Annotated in this window: 20 protein-coding genes; 4 read left to right on the top strand and 16 right to left on the bottom strand. The window is 57.4% G+C overall.

What is annotated here, in order from left to right:
- Positions 1-21 precede the first annotated feature (21 nt).
- From ACLIBF_RS01935 to ppiA, 3 genes are all read right to left on the bottom strand, one after another.
- A complete protein-coding gene (locus tag ACLIBF_RS01935) occupies positions 22-615 on the bottom strand; it encodes a putative adenosine monophosphate-protein transferase Fic (RefSeq protein WP_031376800.1) in 594 nt (197 codons plus the stop codon).
- Positions 605-775, bottom strand: a complete 171-nt coding sequence (locus ACLIBF_RS01930; RefSeq protein WP_072051025.1) for a YhfG family protein — start codon at positions 773-775, stop codon at positions 605-607. Before ACLIBF_RS01930 ends, ACLIBF_RS01935 begins: the two co-directional genes overlap by 11 nt.
- 98 nt (positions 776-873) lie before the next feature.
- Positions 874-1,446 carry a peptidylprolyl isomerase A gene (gene ppiA / locus ACLIBF_RS01925; RefSeq protein ID WP_031376799.1) on the bottom strand — a complete coding sequence of 191 codons (573 nt, stop codon included), beginning with the start codon at positions 1,444-1,446 and terminating at the stop codon, positions 874-876.
- A 260-nt stretch (positions 1,447-1,706) separates the two neighbouring features.
- Here ppiA and tsgA point away from each other — a divergent pair, with 260 nt between their 5' ends.
- A complete protein-coding gene (tsgA, locus tag ACLIBF_RS01920) occupies positions 1,707-2,885 on the top strand; it encodes an MFS transporter TsgA (RefSeq protein WP_031376798.1) in 1,179 nt (392 codons plus the stop codon).
- 35 nt (positions 2,886-2,920) lie between these two features.
- On the opposite strand, the gene ACLIBF_RS01915 is transcribed toward tsgA, so the two are convergent.
- Positions 2,921-4,198, bottom strand: a complete 1,278-nt coding sequence (locus ACLIBF_RS01915) for a cytosine deaminase (protein WP_089562388.1) — start codon at positions 4,196-4,198, stop codon at positions 2,921-2,923.
- 220 nt (positions 4,199-4,418) lie between these two features.
- Between ACLIBF_RS01915 and nirB the strand changes: the two genes are divergently transcribed.
- Genes nirB through cysG form a run of 3 tightly spaced genes read left to right on the top strand, consistent with a single transcriptional unit; the run spans position 4,419 to position 8,695 of the window.
- The gene (gene nirB, locus ACLIBF_RS01910) at positions 4,419-6,956 is read left to right on the top strand and encodes a nitrite reductase large subunit NirB (protein ID WP_089562401.1); all 2,538 of its coding nucleotides are present in this window, start codon (positions 4,419-4,421) and stop codon (positions 6,954-6,956) included.
- Positions 6,956-7,282, top strand: a complete 327-nt coding sequence (gene nirD, locus ACLIBF_RS01905) for a nitrite reductase small subunit NirD (RefSeq protein WP_031376795.1) — start codon at positions 6,956-6,958, stop codon at positions 7,280-7,282. The genes nirB and nirD overlap by 1 nt, the downstream gene beginning before the upstream one ends.
- A gap of 48 nt (positions 7,283-7,330) precedes the next feature.
- Positions 7,331-8,695 (top strand): siroheme synthase CysG, encoded by a 1,365-nt coding sequence (gene cysG, locus ACLIBF_RS01900; RefSeq protein WP_279809630.1) that lies wholly within the window; start codon positions 7,331-7,333, stop codon positions 8,693-8,695.
- 65 nt (positions 8,696-8,760) lie between these two features.
- Here the strand turns inward: cysG and trpS are convergent, their stop codons facing one another.
- The 12 genes from trpS to pilM all read right to left on the bottom strand — a co-directional run bounded on the left by trpS (position 8,761) and on the right by pilM (position 18,657).
- Complete coding sequence (trpS, locus tag ACLIBF_RS01895) at positions 8,761-9,765, bottom strand: tryptophan--tRNA ligase (protein WP_448309222.1); 1,005 nt, start codon at positions 9,763-9,765, stop codon at positions 8,761-8,763.
- Between the two features lie 16 nt (positions 9,766-9,781).
- Positions 9,782-10,459 (bottom strand): phosphoglycolate phosphatase, encoded by a 678-nt coding sequence (locus ACLIBF_RS01890; protein WP_031376792.1) that lies wholly within the window; start codon positions 10,457-10,459, stop codon positions 9,782-9,784.
- A complete protein-coding gene (rpe, locus tag ACLIBF_RS01885; protein WP_031376791.1) occupies positions 10,443-11,126 on the bottom strand; it encodes a ribulose-phosphate 3-epimerase in 684 nt (227 codons plus the stop codon). The genes ACLIBF_RS01890 and rpe overlap by 17 nt, the downstream gene beginning before the upstream one ends.
- Positions 11,127-11,193: 67 nt before the next feature.
- Positions 11,194-12,009, bottom strand: coding sequence for an adenine-specific DNA-methyltransferase (gene dam / locus ACLIBF_RS01880; RefSeq protein ID WP_031376790.1), 816 nt, complete (start codon positions 12,007-12,009; stop codon positions 11,194-11,196).
- A gap of 95 nt (positions 12,010-12,104) precedes the next feature.
- Complete coding sequence (locus ACLIBF_RS01875; protein WP_089562390.1) at positions 12,105-13,145, bottom strand: SPOR domain-containing protein; 1,041 nt, start codon at positions 13,143-13,145, stop codon at positions 12,105-12,107.
- 72 nt (positions 13,146-13,217) lie between these two features.
- Positions 13,218-14,306, bottom strand: coding sequence for a 3-dehydroquinate synthase (gene aroB / locus ACLIBF_RS01870; RefSeq protein ID WP_069729413.1), 1,089 nt, complete (start codon positions 14,304-14,306; stop codon positions 13,218-13,220).
- Between the two features lie 38 nt (positions 14,307-14,344).
- Positions 14,345-14,866 carry a shikimate kinase AroK gene (gene aroK / locus ACLIBF_RS01865; RefSeq protein WP_003852989.1) on the bottom strand — a complete coding sequence of 174 codons (522 nt, stop codon included), beginning with the start codon at positions 14,864-14,866 and terminating at the stop codon, positions 14,345-14,347.
- Positions 14,867-15,229: 363 nt separating this feature from the next.
- On the bottom strand, positions 15,230-16,501 hold the full coding sequence (gene hofQ, locus ACLIBF_RS01860; RefSeq protein ID WP_072051026.1) for a DNA uptake porin HofQ: 1,272 nt from the start codon (positions 16,499-16,501) through the stop codon (positions 15,230-15,232).
- The gene (locus tag ACLIBF_RS01855; protein WP_031375666.1) at positions 16,440-16,823 is read right to left on the bottom strand and encodes a HofP DNA utilization family protein; all 384 of its coding nucleotides are present in this window, start codon (positions 16,821-16,823) and stop codon (positions 16,440-16,442) included. Before ACLIBF_RS01855 ends, hofQ begins: the two co-directional genes overlap by 62 nt.
- On the bottom strand, positions 16,813-17,316 hold the full coding sequence (locus ACLIBF_RS01850) for a HofO family protein (protein ID WP_279809628.1): 504 nt from the start codon (positions 17,314-17,316) through the stop codon (positions 16,813-16,815). The genes ACLIBF_RS01855 and ACLIBF_RS01850 overlap by 11 nt, the downstream gene beginning before the upstream one ends.
- On the bottom strand, positions 17,309-17,851 hold the full coding sequence (locus tag ACLIBF_RS01845; RefSeq protein ID WP_279809627.1) for a PilN domain-containing protein: 543 nt from the start codon (positions 17,849-17,851) through the stop codon (positions 17,309-17,311). Before ACLIBF_RS01845 ends, ACLIBF_RS01850 begins: the two co-directional genes overlap by 8 nt.
- Positions 17,851-18,657 carry a type IV pilus biogenesis protein PilM gene (gene pilM, locus ACLIBF_RS01840; RefSeq protein WP_089562395.1) on the bottom strand — a complete coding sequence of 269 codons (807 nt, stop codon included), beginning with the start codon at positions 18,655-18,657 and terminating at the stop codon, positions 17,851-17,853. The genes ACLIBF_RS01845 and pilM overlap by 1 nt, the downstream gene beginning before the upstream one ends.
- Between the last annotated feature and the right edge of the window lie 7 nt (positions 18,658-18,664).

Here is an 18,664-nt window from a genome sequence, read left to right as displayed (position 1 = left end):
CAGCGCCGCTATTCTACGCGGTTACGCCGGCTCGCTCACCACTTTCGCAAAAACCTGCTCCAGCAGCTGCAGGTCGCCTGCAACGCCTGCCTGATTCGCCACTCGCCAGCTTTCGGCATCGATCGCCTCCCACGCCAGCAGATAACCGGCATGCAGCGCCAGCTGCTCGAAAAAGATGCGTTGCGCGCGGCCATTTCCTTCACGGAAAGGATGCAGCACGTTGATTTCGCAGTAGTAGTGGGCAATACGCTGTACAAAGGCGTCACGCGGCAGGTCGGCGAGGCCATTTTCCTCTTCCAGCGCCGCCATCAGGGCATTCCCCTCTTTTTCGATATATTCGAAATGGCAGAACGGCGTCTCATCGCGCCAGATATCGATGGTACGCAACTCACCGGCCCAGCTGTAAACATCCTGGAACAGCGTACGGTGGATCAGCTGCAGCCACGGCAAGCCGGCATTACGCGGCCCTAACTCCAGCGTCGCCAGACGGGCAGCACTGAAGCTCAGCTCTGCTTTACGCAGCTGTGCAGCGTCATGAATATCGAGCAGGTTCTTCAGCACGTTGTCGTTGTGCCACAGGTAGGGATCCTGGCTGACCGCGATATTAGACACCATATTGCCTCCTCAGCGAAGCCAGACGTGCCGCCGCCTCGTCGCCTTTTACCGCGGGTTCATTGTGGCTGAAGCCTTCCAGCCGACAGCTGGCCTGATAGCTGGCGCTGCGCCGCTGTTGCCACAATGTGGCCTTTTGTTTCTCGGTGAGTTTGTTCGCCATGCCGCCTCCTGCTCAGGTTTTGCCCTAAGTATAAGAGCATTTTCTGGCTTTGCCGGATGCGGGAAAGCGCCGCCATCGACAGATGGCGGCATGAAGCATTAAGGCAGAACTTTAGCGGAGAGGATAACTACCGGTTTAGACGGGACATTCTGGTAAGGACCGACATCTTTGGTCGGTACCTGAGAAATTTTTTCAGCCACATCCTGACCTTTCACAATCTTACCGAATACCGCATAGCCAAAATCACGCTGGCCATGGTCGAGGAAGGCGTTATCGGCCACGTTGAGGAAGAACTGGCTGGTGGCGCTGTCTTTATCGGCGGTACGGGCCATTGAGATGGTGCCGCGCAGGTTACGCAGGCCGTTATCCGCCTCATTTTTGATCGGCGCATTGGTCTGCTTCTGCTGCATGTCGGTGGTAAAGCCGCCGCCCTGCACCATAAAGCCTGGGATCACGCGATGAAAAATGGTGTTGTTGTAGAAGCCACTGTTGACGTAATCAACAAAGTTTTTCACCGAGACCGGCGCTTTTTGGTCATTCAGTTCGAGTTCGATATTGCCGGCGGAGGTGGTGAGCAGAACATGGGTATCGCCTTTTGCGGCCAGGGCCGAGGCAGAAACAGATGAGAGCGCTAACAGGGTAATTGCCGCTGTTAAAGTACGTTTAAACATGAAAGATTCCTTACCTTGGAGAGCTAGCTCAAAAACGTGATTGATTGTAAAGAGCATGTAATACAAGAGCCAGCGTTTTACCTATATTTACGCTGCGGCTTAAAAAGCGCGAGCAATCGATAAAACCCGGCAAATGCGTGATTAAAATCACACAACACATGAAATGTAGATCTCCAGTTTCACTGGTTGTTTATTAAGATCACAGTTCCGTTTACACTTTCTGACACTTTTTGCCACCGGTTTCCTAACAGGTTCAGAACATGACAAACCGTAATCGTATCGGCCTTACCTGGATAAGCTTCTTTTCGTATGCGCTTACCGGCGCATTGGTAATCGTTACCGGCATGGTAATGGGCGATATCGCGAAAGATTTCCAGATCCCCATCTCCAGCATGAGTAACACCTTCACCTTCCTGAACAGCGGGATCCTGGCCGCCGTTTTCCTCAATGCCTGGCTGATGGTGATCGTGCCACTCAAGCGCCAGCTGATTTTCGGTTTCGTCCTGATGGTGCTGGCGATCATTGGCTTAATGACCAGCCGCGATCTCAGCATCTTCTCGCTCTGCATGTTCGTGCTGGGTGTGGTCAGCGGCATTACCATGTCGATCGGGACGTTCCTGATTACCCACATGTATGAAGGTCGCCAGCGCGGATCACGTCTGCTGTTTACCGACTCCTTCTTCAGCATGGCGGGCACGCTGTTCCCGGTGCTGGCAGGTATCCTGCTGGCACGTCAACTGCCATGGTACTGGGTTTATGTCTGCATCGGCTTCATCTATGTGGCGATTTTCATCATGACGCTGTTTGTCGAGTTCCCGGTACTGCGCAAGCCGGAAAACAGCCCGACAGTTGAAAAGGAAAAATGGGGCGTTGGCGTGCTGCTGCTCGCGGTTGCCGCCCTGTGCTACATCCTCGGTCAGCTCGGTTTTATCTCGTGGGTACCGGAATACGCCACCAAAGTGATGGGCATGAATATCGATAATGCCGGACAGCTGGTTGGCAGCTTCTGGACCGCCTATATGGTCGGAATGTGGGCGTTCAGCTTCCTGCTGCGCTTCTTCGATCTGCAACGTATCCTGATGGTGCTGGCTGGCCTGGCGACGCTGCTGATGTACTGGTTCGTCAGCAGCCAGGATGCCGGTATGCTGAAGTGGATCATCATGGTTCTGGGCTTTAGCTCCAGCGCGATTTACACCACCATCATCACGCTCGGCTCGCTGCAAACCAAAGTAGCTTCACCAAAATTGGTGAACTTCATTCTGACCTGCGGCACCGTCGGCACCATGCTGACCTTTGTGGTTACCGCGCCTATCGTCGAGAAGAGCGGCGTGCACACCGCGCTGGTCACCGCTAACGGTCTGTATGCGGTGGTGTTTGTCATGTGTGTCCTGCTGGGACTGGTGACCAAACATCGTTCGCACGGTCACGTCACCCATTAATCTCGCCGGGCGGCGATCCTTCGCCGCCCTGCTTGTCAGCGCCGGAAGTCGACGCGCTCCTGCTCCCGCCAGTAAATCTCACTCTCAGCCGGTCTGGTTGCCGCAATCACTTCACCGCGACGCAGTGAATAGCGCACCGGAACCTGTCTTCTTACCGCATCAAAGCCGCTCTCGGCAGGCAGAATGATCAGGCTGGCCTCGTGGCCGCTCTGAATACCGTAGCCGGAAAGCTGCAGAGTTCTGGCACTGTTATGGGTAATCAGATCTAAGCCGGCATCAATCTGTTCGTAACCCATCAACTGGCAGACGTGCAATCCCATATGCAGCACCTGCAGCATGTTCGCGGTGCCCAGCGGATACCAGGGATCAAACACATCATCGTGCCCGAAGCAGACGTTAATCTCCGCCTCCAGCATCTCTTTCACCCGCGTAATGCCGCGCCGCTTAGGATAGTGGTCGAAACGGCCCTGCAGATGAATGTTAACCAGCGGATTAGCGACAAAATTAATGCCTGACAGTTTTAACAGACGGAACAGCCGCGAGGTGTAGGCACCGTTATAAGAGTGCATAGCGGTAGTGTGGCTGGCGGTGACCCGCGCGCCGTTACCGTCACGATGCGCCAGCGCCGCCACGGTTTCGACAAAGCGCGACTGCTCATCGTCAATTTCATCGCAGTGCACATCAATCAGCTTGTCGTAGCGGTTGGCCAGCGCAAAAGTTTTGTGCAGTGACTCAACGCCATATTCGCGGGTGAATTCGTAATGCGGAATCGCCCCGACGACATCTGCGCCGAGCCGCAATGCTTCTTCCAGCAACGCTTCACCATTGGGATAAGAGAGAATGCCCTCCTGCGGAAAAGCGACAATCTGCAGGGTTATCCACGGTGCCACCTCTTCTTTCAGCTCCAGCATCGCTTTTAACGCGGTCAGGCTGGGGTCGGAGACGTCGACATGGGTACGGACAAACTGAATGCCGTTGGCGATCTGCCATTTCAGCGTCTGTAATGCCCGCTGCTTCACGTCCTGATGACTGAGCAGCGCCTTGCGCTCAGCCCAGCGCTCAATGCCTTCAAATAGCGTACCGGACTGATTCCAGGTCGGTTCACCGGCAGTCTGGGTGGTATCAAGATGAATATGCGGTTCAATGAACGGCGCACTGGCGAGGCCGCCCTCACCGTCCAGCGATGCCTCCACCGGCGTCGCCTGCTGCGGCTGGGGAGTGATACGGGCAATGTGACCGTCGGCAATTTCAATCTGCCATAAGCCCTCTCGCCAGGGTAAACGCACGTTATTAATCCACTTAAGTGAAGCCATTAGCCGCTCCTTTTCCGGTTAACCGTCTGCGGTTAAAACTAGCACGATTCACCGCGTCGCGGACAACGCCCTTAACCCCTTTACAGGCTTACCGGATAAAGTTAATTCAAATCAACCACCTAACTCTAAATAGGTATATGAAGGAGCGGTTGATGTATATCAATGAGCGCCAGAAATGGCGCGCTATTGTAGCCGCAGATATCGTAAATTTGAGGCAAAAATGAGCAAGCACAATGTCGTCATTATCGGTAACGGCATGGTCGGGCACCGTTTTATAGAAGAATTACTTGAGAAGGCTGAACCTGACCAGTTTTCGCTAACCGTCTTTTGTGAAGAGCCGCGTGTCGCCTACGATCGTGTCCACCTTTCCGCCTACTTCTCTCACCACACAGCCGAAGAGCTATCTCTGGTTCGCGACGGGTATTATGAGCGGCATCAGGTCAACCTGCTGCTGGGTGAACGCGCCATTACCATCAACCGCGACGAGAAGCTGATTCACTCCAATACCGGCCGCGCGGTGCATTACGACACGCTGGTGTTCGCCACCGGATCTTATCCGTGGATCCCGCCGATTAACGGCGCAGAAGGCAGCGACTGCTTTGTCTACCGCACCATCGAAGATCTTAATGCTATCGAAGCCTGCTCGCGCCGCAGCAAACGCGGTGCGGTAATCGGCGGTGGACTGCTGGGACTGGAAGCGGCGGGCGCGCTGAAAAATCTCGGCGTCGAAACCCATGTGATTGAATTCGCGCCGGTGCTGATGGCTGAACAGCTCGATCGGCAAGGCGGCGAGCAGTTACGCCGTAAAATCGAGCAGATGGGCGTGCGGGTACATACCGGTAAAAATACCCAACAGATCCACCATCATGAAAACGGCGGTAAAACGCTGCAATTTGCCGATGGCAGCGAGCTGGAGGTCGATTTCATCGTCTTCTCGACCGGTATCCGGCCGCAGGACAAGCTGGCAAAACAGTGTGGATTAGCACTGGGGCCGCGCGGTGGCATCGCCATTAATGATCAGTGCCTGACCAGCGATAGCGACATCTACGCCATCGGTGAATGCGCCGCCTGGCAGAACCGGGTCTACGGACTGGTAGCACCAGGCTACAAAATGGCGCAGGTCGCCAGCGATACCCTGCTGGGCCGCCCCAACGCCTTCACCGGTGCCGACATGAGCGCCAAACTGAAATTGCTGGGTGTCGATGTGGGCGGCATTGGTGATGCGCGTGGCACCACGCCAGGCGCACGCAGTGTGGTGTGGCTGGATGAGAGTAAATCGATCTACAAACGTTTAATTCTCAGCGAAGATCAGCAAACCCTGCTCGGCGCAGTGCTGGTGGGCGATACCAGCGACTACGGCAACCTGCTGCAGCTGGTGCTGAATGCGATACCGCTGCCCGCCAATCCGGAAGCGCTGATTTTACCGGCCGGCAGCGGCGAAAAACCGGCCATCGGGGTCGACTCGCTGCCCGACAGCGCGCAAATCTGTTCCTGCTTTGACGTCAGCAAAGGCGACATCATTAACGCGGTACAGGCTGGCTGCCACACGGTAGCGGCGCTGAAAAGCGCCACCCGCGCCGGCACCGGCTGCGGCGGCTGTATTCCATTGATTACTCAGGTACTGAACAGCGAACTGAGCCGTCAGGGAATTGAGGTCAATAACCATCTTTGCGAACACTTCGCTTATTCGCGTCAGGAGCTGTATCACCTGATTCAGGTCGAAGAGATCAAGACGTTTGACGATTTGCTGGCGAAATATGGTCAGGGCTACGGCTGTGAAGTGTGTAAACCGACGGTCGGTTCCCTGCTCGCTTCGTGCTGGAATGAGTATGTGCTCAAGCCACAACATGCCCCGCTACAGGACAGCAACGATCTCTATCTCGGCAATATCCAGAAAGACGGTACCTATTCGGTGATCCCGCGTTCGCCGGGCGGTGAAATCTCGCCGCAGGGATTGAAAGCGGTGGGCGATATTGCCGAACGCTACCAGCTCTACACCAAAATTACCGGCTCACAGCGCATCGGCATGTTCGGTGCCCGCAAAGAGGATTTGCCCGCCATCTGGTCTGAGCTGATTGCTGCGGGCTTTGAGAGCGGCCAGGCCTACGCCAAAGCGCTGCGCATGGCAAAAACCTGTATTGGCAGCACCTGGTGCCGCTATGGCGTGGGCGACAGCCTCGGCTTTGGCGTGATGCTGGAGAATCGCTACAAAGGCATTCGCACCCCGCATAAAATGAAGTTTGGCGTCTCCGGCTGTACCCGCGAGTGTTCGGAAGCCCAGGCTAAAGATGTCGGCATCATCGCCACCGAAAAAGGCTGGAATCTCTACGTCTGCGGCAACGGCGGCATGAAACCGCGCCATGGTGATCTGCTGGCAGCGGATCTCGATCAGCAGACGCTGATGACCTATCTCGACCGCTTCATGATGTTCTATATCCGCACCGCCGATCGCCTGCAGCGTACCTCAACGTGGCTGGAGAGTCTGGAAGGCGGTATCGACTATCTGCGTAAAGTGATCGTTGACGATAAGCTGGGCCTCAACAGCCATCTCGAGCAGGAAATGAAGCGGCTGCGTGCCAGCGTCCACTGCGAGTGGAAAGCTACGCTCGAAGAGAACAGCAACCTGACGCACTTCGCTCACTTTATTAACTCATCGCAGCGCGATCCGGCGATACAGGTGGTGGCCGAACGCGATCAGCATCGTCCGGCGCGCCCTGAAGAACGCATCGCCGTCACCCTGATTGAGGAGACTGAATAATGAGCCAGTGGAATGCAGTGTGTCAGCTGACACAAATCCTGCCCGCCACCGGTGTTTGCGCACTGGTGAAAGGTCAGCAGATTGCTATCTTTCGTCCACGGAACGATGAGCAACTGTATGCCATCAGCAATATCGACCCGTTTGCCGAGGCCAGCGTGTTATCGCGCGGCATTATCGCCGAGCATCAGTCAACGTTATGGGTCGCCAGCCCGCTGAAAAAACAGCACTTTCGTCTTTGCGATGGCTATTGCATGGAAGATGAAACGCGCTCAGTGGCAGCGTATCCGGTGCGGGTGAATGCGGGCCAGGTCGAAGTCTGTCTCTGATTCCCGTCTACTGCCCGCCGCTGGCGGGCTTTTTTTTGAGGACCGCTTATGGACTATTTCCCGCTGTTTTGTCGGCTGCAGGGCAAACGTTGCCTGCTGGTTGGCGCGGGCGAAGTGGCTGAGCGCAAAGCCCGCCTGCTGCTGGAGGCCGGGGCCGATCTGTGGGTTGGCGCACGCGACTTCTCGCCCGCCTTCCGGCAATGGGCGCAGCAGCAAGCCGTGACCCTGTTGCCCGGCGAGTTTGATCCGCACTGGTTGACCGATTGCTGGCTGGTAGTAGCCGCCACCAACGATGATGCGGTCAATCAGCAGGTGGCAGCGGTGGCCGAACGTCAGCGAATTTTCTGCAACCTGGTCGATGCGCCGCAACAGGCCAGCGCCATCATGCCCTCCATCATTGACCGTTCGCCGCTGATGGTGGCGGTCTCATCGGGTGGCCGTGCGCCGGTGCTGGCCCGCTTACTGCGGGAGAAACTGGAAGCAATGTTGCCGCAACATCTGGGCCAACTGGCGCAGCGGGCAGGCAGCTTACGGGCGCGGGTAAAGCAGCAGTTTGCATCGATTGCCGCACGCCGACACTTCTGGGAGCGTTTTTTTAGCAGTGAGCGGCTGGCGCAAACCCTGGCAAACGGCGATGGCGAACGTGCTCAGCAGTTAACTGAGGCGCTGTTTGCGGCGGATTTGCCGACGCAGGGTGAAGTGACGCTGGTGGGTGCCGGTCCCGGTGATGCCGGTTTGCTGACGCTGAAAGGGCTGCAGCAGATCCAGCAGGCAGATATCGTGGTGTATGACCGGCTGGTCTCTGAACAGGTGCTTAACCTGGTGCGACGCGATGCCGAGCGTATCTTTGTCGGCAAGCGCGCCGGTCACCACTGCGTACCGCAGGAGGCGATCAACCAGCTGTTGCTGGAGCAGGCGCAGCGCGGTAAACGGGTGGTGCGGCTGAAAGGCGGCGATCCGTTTATCTTTGGCCGCGGTGGCGAAGAGCTGGAGATGCTGGCGCAGCACCAGATCCCGTTCAGCGTGGTGCCCGGCATCACGGCGGCCTCAGGCTGTGCGGCGTACAGCGGCATTCCCCTGACCCACCGCGGTCATGCACAAAGCGTCAGGCTGGTCACCGGGCATCTGCAGAAAGAGGGAACGCTCTGCTGGCAGACGCTGGCGGCGGAGCAGCAAACGCTGGTGTTTTATATGGGGCTGACGCAGGCCGCAGAGATTCAGCATCAGCTGCTGCAGCACGGTATGCGCAGCGATATGCCGGTCGCGCTGGTAGAAAACGGTACCAGCCCCCGTCAGCGCGTGGTCACCGGCACCCTGACCGAACTGGCAGCGCTGGCGCAACAGGTCAGCAGCCCGAGCCTGATGATCATCGGCAGCGTGGTCAGCCTGCGCGATAAGCTGCGCTGGTTTTAACGGTTGAGCAACGCATAAGAAAACGGCGGGCTATAAGCCCGCCGTCTGTGCTGTTGGCAATGCCGTTACGGCATGGCGACAAAGCCGACTGCTTCGTAGACTTTCTTCAGGGTTTCCTGCGCCTGGGCACGGGCTTTCGCCGCACCGTCACGCATCACCTGCTCCAGCAACGCGTCGTCGTTACGGAAACGATGGTAGCGTTCCTGCAGCTCGGACAGCATGCCTGAGACCGAATCCGCTACCGCCCCTTTCAGGTGGCCATACATCTTGCCTTCGAACTCCTGCTCCAGCTCAGCGATGCTTTTTCCGGTCACGCCCGACAAAATATCCAGCAGGTTAGAGACGCCCGCTTTCTCTTTCACGTCGTAGCGCACCACTGGCGGCTCTTCGGAGTCGGTTACCGCGCGCTTGATCTTCTTCACGACCGATTTCGGATCTTCCAGCAGGCCGATCACGTTATTACGGTTTTCATCTGACTTGGACATTTTCTTCGTCGGTTCCAGCAGCGACATGACGCGCGCGCCTGACTTCGGAATAAACGGCTCTGGCACTTTGAAAACGTCGCCATACAGCGCATTGAAGCGATGAGCGATATCGCGGCTCAGCTCCAGATGCTGCTTCTGATCTTCACCAACCGGGACCTGATGGGTCTGATAGAGCAGAATATCGGCCGCCATCAACACCGGATAGTCGAACAGGCCGGCATTGATGTTCTCTTCGTAACGCGCCGACTTATCCTTGAACTGCGTCATACGGCTGAGTTCACCGAAATAGGCGTAGCAGTTAAGGATCCAGCTCAGTTGGGTGTGCTCTGGCACATGCGACTGAACAAAGATGGTGCTCTTTTGCGGATCGATACCGCAGGCGAGATAGAGCGCCAGCGTATCCAGCGTGGCTTTACGCAACGCGACGGGATCCTGTCGAACGGTAATGGCGTGCAGATCGACGATGCAGTAAATGCAGTGGAAATCATCCTGCATCTGCACCCACTGACGCAGCGCACCCATATAGTTGCCAATGGTCAGTTCGCCGGACGGCTGTGCGCCGCTGAAAACAATGGGTTTGCTCATGCTTAAGTCCTGATAATTACAGCCCGAGAGCGGGCAAAAGTTGGTCAAAAGAGTCGAGTGTGACGTTGGGCTGGCTACTGGCAATCGATTCGCCATAGTTGTAGCCATAGGTCATGCCGACATTGGGCACGCCAGCCGCCTGGGCAGCCTGAATATCGTTACGCGAATCGCCGACAAACAGCAGCTGATCGGGCAGGACACCAAAGGTCCCCAGCACCAGAAAGATCGCGGCAGGATGCGGTTTCTTCACCGGCACATCGTCACCGCCGATAATCAGCGAAAAAGCCTCTGCAATGCCAAGCGATTGCAGCAGTGGCGCGACAAAGGGCGTCGGCTTATTGGTGACAATCGCCAGCGGTAAACCGGTGGCCTGCAGCGCAGCCAGCGTCTGCTTCACCTGCGGGAACAGCGTGCTGCCCGCATCAACCGTGTCAGCATAGTGTTTGTCGAACAGGGCGCGCGCATCGTGCTGCTCGTCCGGCTGCGGCTCACGGCCCAGCGCAAAAGTCAGGGCGCGCGACATCATGATGTCCGCTCCGTTACCAATCCAGGTTGAGACGCGCTCAAGGCCGGCGACCGGCAGGCTGAGATCTTTCAGCGTCCGATCGATCGCCTCAGCGAGACCCGGCGCGCTATCGACCAGCGTGCCGTCGAGGTCAAACGCCAGCGCCCGGATATCAGTGAAATGAGCCATTGGCTTTCTCCAGTTCGTTACGCATCTCGTCGATCACTTTTTTGTAATCCGGGTGACCGAAGATGGCAGAACCGGCGACAAACATGTCGGCGCCAGCAGCCGCGATCTGACCGATGTTATCTATCTTCACGCCACCATCCACTTCGAGACGAATATTGTAACCGCTCTGATCGATACGCTTGCGCGCTTCACGCAGCTTATCCAGCGTACCAGGGATAAACGACTGGCCGCCAAAGCCCGGATTAACCGACATCAGCAGAATAATATCCAGCTTATCCATGACGTAATCGAGGTAGCTCAGCGGGGTTGCCGGATTGAATACCAGCCCGGCTTTGCAGCCATGTTCTTTAATCAGCTGCAGGGTGCGATCAACGTGCTCGCTGGCTTCGGGATGAAAGGTGATGTAGGTCGCGCCTGCACGGGCGAACTCGGGGATCAACGCATCCACCGGTTTGACCATCAGATGGACATCGATCGGCGCGGTGATGCCATAGTCGCGCAACGCTTTCAGTACCATCGGTCCCATGGTCAGGTTGGGAACATAGTGGTTATCCATCACGTCGAAGTGAACTACGTCGCCTCCGGCCTCCAGCGCTTTCGCGGTATCTTCGCCCAGGCGAGCAAAGTCCGCCGAAAGGATTGAAGGGGCCAGCAAATATTGTTTCATCCGATTCTCCCACTGTTGTGCGCCAGCCCTGCGGCTGGCGTAATGCGTTGGTCGCGGACGAAACAGACTAGCTATAGAGCGCCAGCAGTTCGTCGACCTTAGTGCGACCGGCTATGCTTCGGCTAATGGAACGCCGGGCTTTGACCACATGTAACACTGCATCCTGATACCACAAACGCGTCAGTGCAGTGTCGTGGTTAGAAATCAGTACCGGAATCCGGTGTTCTGACGAGGCCAGCTGTGCCGCTAACGTCGCCAGATGCTGCTGCTCGCGCAGGCTAAAACTGTTGGTGTGATAAGCCGTGAAGTTCGCCGTCGCCGACAGCGGCGCATAGGGCGGATCACAATATACCACGGAGCCTTTACCGGCATTGTTCAGGGTAACATCGTACGATTCACAGACAAACGTCGCTTTTTGCGCGCGCTCGGCAAACCATAACAGTTCTGCTTCCGGAAAGTAGGGTTTGCGATAGCGGCCAAACGGCACGTTGAATTCGCCACGCAGGTTATAGCGGCATAAACCGTTGTAACAGTGACGATTCAGATAGAGGAAAAGCAGCGCGCGCTGGTAGGCGTCGGTGCTGAGATTAAATTCGGTACGACGCAGGTAATAGCAGGCTTCGTTGTTACCTTCCGGGGTAAACAGCAGCTGCGCGTCACGAATAAAATCCGCCGTGCGCGTTTTGACAATGTTGTAGAGATTGATCAGATCGCTGTTGATATCGGCAAGATGGTAGCGATCAAAATCGGTATTGAGAAACACCGATCCCGCACCAACAAACGGCTCGATCAAACAGTCGCCTTGCGGCAGGTAGCGATGGATCTCTTCTACTAAGGGAAATTTTCCCCCTGCCCATTTCAGGAAAGCGCGATTTTTTTTCATGCTGTCGTGGTTATTACATCTTATTGTGAGGCTGTGGCTGGACCGACAGCAGATCTGCGCTTAAAACGGGGCCAGTAACGCTGGCCCCACATCAATTATTGACTGGCTTCTTTCTTAACCTGGCTAACCGGTTTAACCCACGGATTCTGTGCCCGGACTTCCGCTGGCAGCGATGCCACAGCGCGTTTGGCATCTGCCGGTGTTGCGTATGATCCACTCACCAGCACGTACCACGACTGACCGTTGCGGGTGGTTTTGTAGACGTGATACGCACTCAGATTCTGTTTTTTCGCCCAGGCATTCAGACTTTCCGCTTTGGACGCGCCGCTCAGTTGCAGCGTATAGCTGCCGCCTGGCAGTGATTTGCTGGCTGAACTGCTGCTGGCTGCGGCCGAACTGCTGGCCGCGGTATTGCCGGTAGGCGTGCGGGCTGGCGTCGTATGCGTCCGGCTGTCACTGGTAGTCGCAGGCTTCGAGGCAGTCTTGCGGCCGGCGTCGTGCGCAGGGCGCGTCGGCGACGTCGCTTTGTTCGGCGTCTGACGGCTGACCGGGGCGGTGACCGGGTTGGCTGCGGTTCCGGCATTGCCACTGACGGTGGCCGGCGCAGTTGGCAGCGAGCTACCATTTTGCGCGCCGGTCGCGGCACTGTCGACCTGCTGCTGCTGATTCGTCAGTGCGCTGTTGAGATCGCCAGGTAAAGTGACGCGCTGCTGATTGGCTGGCGTATCAACCGGGGCTGCCTGGGTTGGCGTTGAGGCCACCGGCGGCATCGAGACATCGCGCTGCGGGTTGCTGGCCGCATCACCACTGGCCGGCGCGCTATTTTCGGTCGCCGTCGGAGAGGTCTGCCCACCCGACATTGAAGAGGAGCCGGTCAGATCAATATTTTTCTCGCTGTTCGATCCACCGCCAGTGGCGGGCGCATTGCTGCCGGTCGCGGGCTTCTTATCATCCGGGCCATTCAGCGCCGAACCAATGCCCAGCACCAGTAACAACAGCACCAGAATCCCCACACCCATCATGATGCGCTGGCGTGAAACCGGTATTTTTGCTGCGGTAGACGCCTTACGTGGGCGCGAGGGACGACGGTCACTGGCGTCAGGTTTTAACTCGTCTTCCGGTTTGAACTCATCCATTATGCCTCCTCCGTAAAGCGGCATTCCGCACTGCGCACCCGGCGCGCCGCGTCACCACTTAACTGCTTAATATCAAGATTTCTGGCAATCGTTAATTGCAGCCAGCACCATATCATGCGCCACGCCGCCACGCACTTCAGAGCGGCCAATTGACAACGGAAGCACCAGCCGTAATTCACCCGCCAGTACTTTCTTGTCGCGCATCATATGAGGCAAGTACATCTCTGCGCTCATCTCCTGCGGACCGTGCACCGGTAAACCGGCACGCTGCAGCAGCGTGATGATACGTTCAGTCTGTTGCGGGCTGAACTGGCCCAGACGTTCAGCGGTACGCGCGGCCATCACCATGCCTGCAGCAATTGCTTCACCGTGCAGCCAGTTGCCGTAGCCCATCTGCGCTTCAATGGCATGACCAAAGGTATGGCCCAGATTGAGCAGTGCGCGCTGTCCGGTTTCCCGTTCATCGGCAGCCACCACGTCCGCTTTCAGTTCACAACAGCGACGAATGCAATAAGCCAGCGCCTGTTCATCCAGCGCCAGCAAGGCGTCAAGATTCTGCTCCAGCCACTGGAAAAACGCACCATCAAGAATGATGCCGTACTTAATTACTTCGGCCAGACCGGACGCCAGTTCACGTGCCGGCAGCGAGTGCAGACACGCGGTATCAATCACCACCGAGGCGGGCTGATAAAACGCGCCAATCATATTTTTGCCGAGCGGATGGTTTACGGCTGTTTTGCCGCCAACCGAAGAGTCAACCTGCGACAGTAAGGTGGTCGGCACCTGAATAAAGCGCACGCCACGCTGATAACTGGCCGCAGCAAAACCGGTAAGATCGCCAATAACGCCACCGCCCAGGGCGATCAGCGTCGTATCACGACCGTGCGGTTTTTGCAGTAAAGCGGTAAAGACCTGATCCATCACGGCCAGCGTTTTGTACTGCTCGCCGTCGGGTAAAATCACCTGATCCACTTTCACACCCGCCGCCGTCAGTAGCGCTGACAGTTTGTCGAGATAAAGCGGAGCCAGCGTCTGGTTAGTCACCACCATGGCGTTTTCGCCCGCGGTCAGCGGCCAAAAAGAAGCCGGATCGTTAAACAGTCCGGCGGCGATAGTGATGGGGTAACTGCGTTCCCCCAGTGAGACGGTGATCTTCTCCATGATGCTCGATACCTGTTAAAGAGCCTTCGAACGTTGGATCAACTTTTTTCCAACATGTGGATAATCTGATTCGCCACCACTTTCGCACTTTGATCATCTGTGCGAATAGTCACATCGGCGATCTCTTCGTAAAGCGGGTTACGTTCGCCAGCCAGCGCTTCAAGCACTTCACGCGGCGGTGAATCCACCTGCAGCAACGGACGTTTTTTGTCACGTTGAGTGCGCGCCAGTTGCTTTTCGATGGTGGTCTCAAGATAAACCACGACGCCGCGGGCGGAGAGACGATTACGCGTTTCCCGGGATTTGACGGAGCCACCGCCTGTTGCCAGGACGATGCCTTGCTTTTCAGTCAGTTCGTTAATGATTTTTTCTTCGCGATCGCGAAAGCCAGCTTCGCCTTCGACGTCAAAAACCCAGCCCACATCCGCTCCGGTGCGTCGCTCAATTTCCTGATCGGAATCGAAGAACTCCATGTTGAGTTGCTGAGCCAACTGACGACCAATAGTGCTTTTGCCGGCACCCATCGGCCCAACCAGAAAGATATTGCGTTTCTCTGCCATTTTGTCGGTATTACTAAGAATTCGTTAATGATACCCCGCGTTCAGCATTTGCTGGCGGGACAGGAACTGAGACCTCATGAGCGTTAGCAAGAGTCAGACGAAAAATTATCTCAACACTCAAGGCTGTTTGGCAACCGATTATATTGCCTGCAGCTGATCCATTTCTGAATTGGCCTGTGGTTCGCGAAACTGTAACGCGCCAGCGCTGCGTCTTTACAACGCTGCTCACAGAGGAATTTTCTGATCTGTTTGCTGGGATTTACCCAACATAGACGGTTACACCGTATTGAAAATCGCTAAACCTTGTAAGCTAATTCCTGCCCTGCGTCAATTCGGATGGCCCTCTGGGACGCATTTTCCGTTTTATCCAGCCGTAAGCGCTGCTTCCCTGACCAATCGCGGCGTGATGAAGATCACCAGCTCCCGTTTTTTACGCTGCTCAGATTGCTGACGAAACAGCCCGCCGATCAGCGGCAGGTTGCCCAGTAACGGCACCCGATTTTCGCCCCGGGTTCGCTGCTGCTGAAATATACCGCCCAGCGCCAGCGTCTGCCCATCCCTGACCGTGACCTGAGTTTCAATCTCCTGTTTATCAATCGAGAGCACCTCGCTATCGCCGGTCCGGATGCTGCGGCCAGGCATGTTCTGGCTGATGTGAATGTTGAGCTGGATACGGCCATTGCCGGAAATGCTGGGCGTGACTTCCATGCCCAGTACTGCTTCTTTAAATTCAATACTGGTGGCGCCGCTGTTGCCCGCCGACACTTCATACGGAATTTCCGTGCCCTGCTTAATCGAGGCCGTTTGCTGATGCGAAGTAAACAGACGCGGACTGGCGATAATTTCGATCTGGTTCTCCTGTTCCAGCGCGCTTAACTCCAGATCCAGCAGCTGGCCGCCGATACGCGCCAGCGCCATACCGACACTCACGCCGGGCGAACTTAGCGCCAGTGGAATCGCCAGCCGCGGATGATGAAGCACATTCGTGACCGCCGCGTCGCCAGCCTGTAATCCCCAGTTCACGCCGAGTTCCTGTAAATGCTCTTCACTGATGGTCACGATATGCGCCGCCAGTTCAATCTGCTCCAGCGGCAGATCCAGCGCCTTTAGCCAGCGCTCCGTTTGCTGCAACGCCGCCGCCGTATCACGCAGTAACAGCGTGTTGGTGCGTTTATCGACCGTGACGCTGCCGCGCGCGGTCATCAGTGACTGGCGCTCACTCAGCAGGCTGCGGTGTACCTCGCTGGCGCTGGCATAATGCAGCAGCACCGCGCGCTGTTGCAGCGGCATCTGTTGCAACCGCTCTTTCTGCTGTTCATCCCGAGCTTGCCGTTGCGCCTGCTGCCAGCTTTCCGGATAGACCAGCAGCACATTTTCGTGCTCAACCAGCGTCAGCTTTGCCATCCGGGCCACCAGATCCAGTGCCTGCTGCCACGGCAGATCATCCAGCCGCAGCGACAACGATCCCTCAACCTCGGGTGCAATAATCAGGTTGATCTGCTGGTAGTCTGCCAGGGCCTGCAAAATGCGCTCAACCGGCGCATTATCAAATGCCAGGCTGAGACGCTGATCGTCAGCGGCGCGGGCCGGCGACAGGCAACTGACTGCCAGCAATAACGTCAGAAGGGTTCTCATGCGGGCTTCCTTTTAAATAAAATGAATGACGTTGTGCACTGCAGCTGTTTTTGATCGCTAAGGTCAGGCTGCGCCGGTCAATGGCAATGAGCTGCCACGGCGTCAGTGCAAAAGGTTGCCCGGCCCGTATCGCCCTCACCTGCCCCTGCGGCGTCAGCAGCCAGCCGTGAAAACGTGATCCGCGACCAACGATCCCCTGCAGACGCCAGCCGGTCAGCGGTTCTGCCGCTGGCAGGCAGGCGGCCCCGGCAAGCGGCTGAAACGGATCGCGGGCCAGCGCGCTGCTGCAGCACAGCACCAGAATCAGCAGGCTACGGCGCATCGTCAGGCTCCAGCCAGAGTTGTGCCACCAGATGCTCTGGCTGCGCCAGCAGCAGGAAATGCGCTGGAAACGGGGCCGCTGCCTGAAAAAGTTCAGTAAACAGCGGCTGGAATTCCTGCCATTGCAGATGCAGCGTCAGAGTGCGTGGCTGGGTATCGGGCTGCCACTGCTCCAGCTGGTCGCGTCGTGAAGTGAGGAGGATTTCTATCGCCTGTCCTGAGGTCCCTGAGGCTCCTGATGCAGAACGCACTGCGGGTGATATCAACTGAGCCTGCAGCAGCGCATTCGGCGGATTCTGACGCCATTGCTGCTGGCGCAGCTGCAGCGTCGTGGTCAGCGGCTTCAGGCGCTGCTGTTCAGCTGTCAGCGCCCTGAGTTCCGGCCGCAGCCACACCAGCCAGCTCAGCATCAGTAAACCGGCGGCCGCAGCTGCCAGCGCGCCGTAGCGTGCCATTGCCTTTAACTGCCACCAGCCCGTCCACCACTCACTCATCGCCAACCGCCTGAAGCTGTGCCCGCAGAGTAAAATGATATCCCCCGCCAGGCTGACGCTGAACGCGGCCCTGCGCTATCCGGCTGAACAGCGGCAGCGCCGCCAGCCGTTGACGAAATTGCCGTATCGCCTGCATATCCTGCGCCTGGCCTTCCAGCGTGAACTGGCTGTCGCGTTTCTCCAGCCGCTTCAGCCAGGCGGTCCCGGGCAGCAACACGGGTAAATCCAGCCAGAACTGCTGCCAGGCTGCCCGCTGCATCGCCTGTTGCTGCTGTTTATGGCGCAGCGCTTGCTGAACCGCGAGCTGTTCCATCAGCGCTTGTTGCCGGGCTAAACGCACAAGTAAATCGTCCAGCGCCAGCTGCACCGTGGCGGTTTCCACTGCAGCCCGCTGCTGCAGTGCCTTTATCCGCCACAACGGCAGAATCACCACCAGTATCAGACTGACGGCGACCAGCAGCAGCACCGTCAGGCTTTGCCGTTGCTGCTGCAAATCGCGTCGCTGCCGCCAGGGCAGCAGATTGACCGCCACCATCAGCAATCCTTAATCCGCAGCGCCAGACCGGCCGCCAGCGCGAATGCACCCGGATTGGCGGGCAACGGCGGCTGCTTATACTGGAACAGATCGAAGGGTGAGAACGGTGTCACGACTGCAGGCCAGGTGACGGACTGCGAGGCACAGGCCAGTATCTGCGAGGCCTGCGGAAATGCCTGCTGTTGCAACGCCTCAACCGAAGCCGCGTCGCCCGCATCCGCAGCGGTTTGCCCATCGCTCCACAACCAGCGCTCATCCTGCTGCAACACCAGCACGCTGCCGGCGCGTAAGCGGGCCTGTTGAGCCAGCCGTTTCAGCGCCTCAGTGGTCAGTTCAAACACCTGTGGCGTTAATCCAGCCTGCAGCAGCGGTGCTGCCCACTGGTCGATCACCTCCAGCCGGGCGGCGGTAACACAGAGCTGTCCGCCCGCAGCATCCTGTCGGTAATCCAGCGCCAGCGCAGTGGGCTCCAGCGGGAAAAGACGCCGTGCCGCCGCCTGCACATAGTGCCCCAGAGCCGGCTCGTGCAGCGGCTGTGCCGGGAGCGGTAGCTGGCGCTGTAATACCAGCTGAACCGGCAAACCGACGCGCAGCGAATAGCGCCGTGGCAGGCGCTGTCGCCAGGCGGTTAAGGCCGCCAGTAATTCAGGCGAAGATTGCAGCACGCCGTTTCTTAACGTATCTTGCGGCAGCCGCTGCTGCCACCAGTGGCGTAGCTGCCAGCCATCACGTTGAGGCTGGAGGGCCAGGGCACAAATCTGCCTATTCTGAATATCCAGCCCAATTTGCCAGGTATGAAAAGCCATGCGCGCG

The organism is Pantoea sp. PGP6 (assembly GCF_053474785.1).
This window is presented reverse-complemented; position numbering and strand designations above follow the sequence as displayed.

What these genes read in the sequence shown, in the direction of transcription:
- ACLIBF_RS01935 (WP_031376800.1), bottom strand. Translation starts at nt 615, where the DNA reads ATGGTGTCTAATATCGCGGTCAGCCAGGATCCCTACCTGTGGCACAAC.
- ACLIBF_RS01930 (WP_072051025.1), bottom strand. Translation starts at nt 775, where the DNA reads ATGGCGAACAAACTCACCGAGAAACAAAAGGCCACATTGTGGCAACAG.
- ppiA (WP_031376799.1), bottom strand. Translation starts at nt 1,446, where the DNA reads ATGTTTAAACGTACTTTAACAGCGGCAATTACCCTGTTAGCGCTCTCA.
- tsgA (WP_031376798.1), top strand. Translation starts at nt 1,707, where the DNA reads ATGACAAACCGTAATCGTATCGGCCTTACCTGGATAAGCTTCTTTTCG.
- ACLIBF_RS01915 (WP_089562388.1), bottom strand. Translation starts at nt 4,198, where the DNA reads ATGGCTTCACTTAAGTGGATTAATAACGTGCGTTTACCCTGGCGAGAG.
- nirB (WP_089562401.1), top strand. Translation starts at nt 4,419, where the DNA reads ATGAGCAAGCACAATGTCGTCATTATCGGTAACGGCATGGTCGGGCAC.
- nirD (WP_031376795.1), top strand. Translation starts at nt 6,956, where the DNA reads ATGAGCCAGTGGAATGCAGTGTGTCAGCTGACACAAATCCTGCCCGCC.
- cysG (WP_279809630.1), top strand. Translation starts at nt 7,331, where the DNA reads ATGGACTATTTCCCGCTGTTTTGTCGGCTGCAGGGCAAACGTTGCCTG.
- trpS (WP_448309222.1), bottom strand. Translation starts at nt 9,765, where the DNA reads ATGAGCAAACCCATTGTTTTCAGCGGCGCACAGCCGTCCGGCGAACTG.
- ACLIBF_RS01890 (WP_031376792.1), bottom strand. Translation starts at nt 10,459, where the DNA reads ATGGCTCATTTCACTGATATCCGGGCGCTGGCGTTTGACCTCGACGGC.
- rpe (WP_031376791.1), bottom strand. Translation starts at nt 11,126, where the DNA reads ATGAAACAATATTTGCTGGCCCCTTCAATCCTTTCGGCGGACTTTGCT.
- dam (WP_031376790.1), bottom strand. Translation starts at nt 12,009, where the DNA reads ATGAAAAAAAATCGCGCTTTCCTGAAATGGGCAGGGGGAAAATTTCCC.
- ACLIBF_RS01875 (WP_089562390.1), bottom strand. Translation starts at nt 13,145, where the DNA reads ATGGATGAGTTCAAACCGGAAGACGAGTTAAAACCTGACGCCAGTGAC.
- aroB (WP_069729413.1), bottom strand. Translation starts at nt 14,306, where the DNA reads ATGGAGAAGATCACCGTCTCACTGGGGGAACGCAGTTACCCCATCACT.
- aroK (WP_003852989.1), bottom strand. Translation starts at nt 14,866, where the DNA reads ATGGCAGAGAAACGCAATATCTTTCTGGTTGGGCCGATGGGTGCCGGC.
- hofQ (WP_072051026.1), bottom strand. Translation starts at nt 16,501, where the DNA reads ATGAGAACCCTTCTGACGTTATTGCTGGCAGTCAGTTGCCTGTCGCCG.
- ACLIBF_RS01855 (WP_031375666.1), bottom strand. Translation starts at nt 16,823, where the DNA reads ATGCGCCGTAGCCTGCTGATTCTGGTGCTGTGCTGCAGCAGCGCGCTG.
- ACLIBF_RS01850 (WP_279809628.1), bottom strand. Translation starts at nt 17,316, where the DNA reads ATGAGTGAGTGGTGGACGGGCTGGTGGCAGTTAAAGGCAATGGCACGC.
- ACLIBF_RS01845 (WP_279809627.1), bottom strand. Translation starts at nt 17,851, where the DNA reads ATGGTGGCGGTCAATCTGCTGCCCTGGCGGCAGCGACGCGATTTGCAG.
- pilM (WP_089562395.1), bottom strand. Translation starts at nt 18,657, where the DNA reads ATGGCTTTTCATACCTGGCAAATTGGGCTGGATATTCAGAATAGGCAG.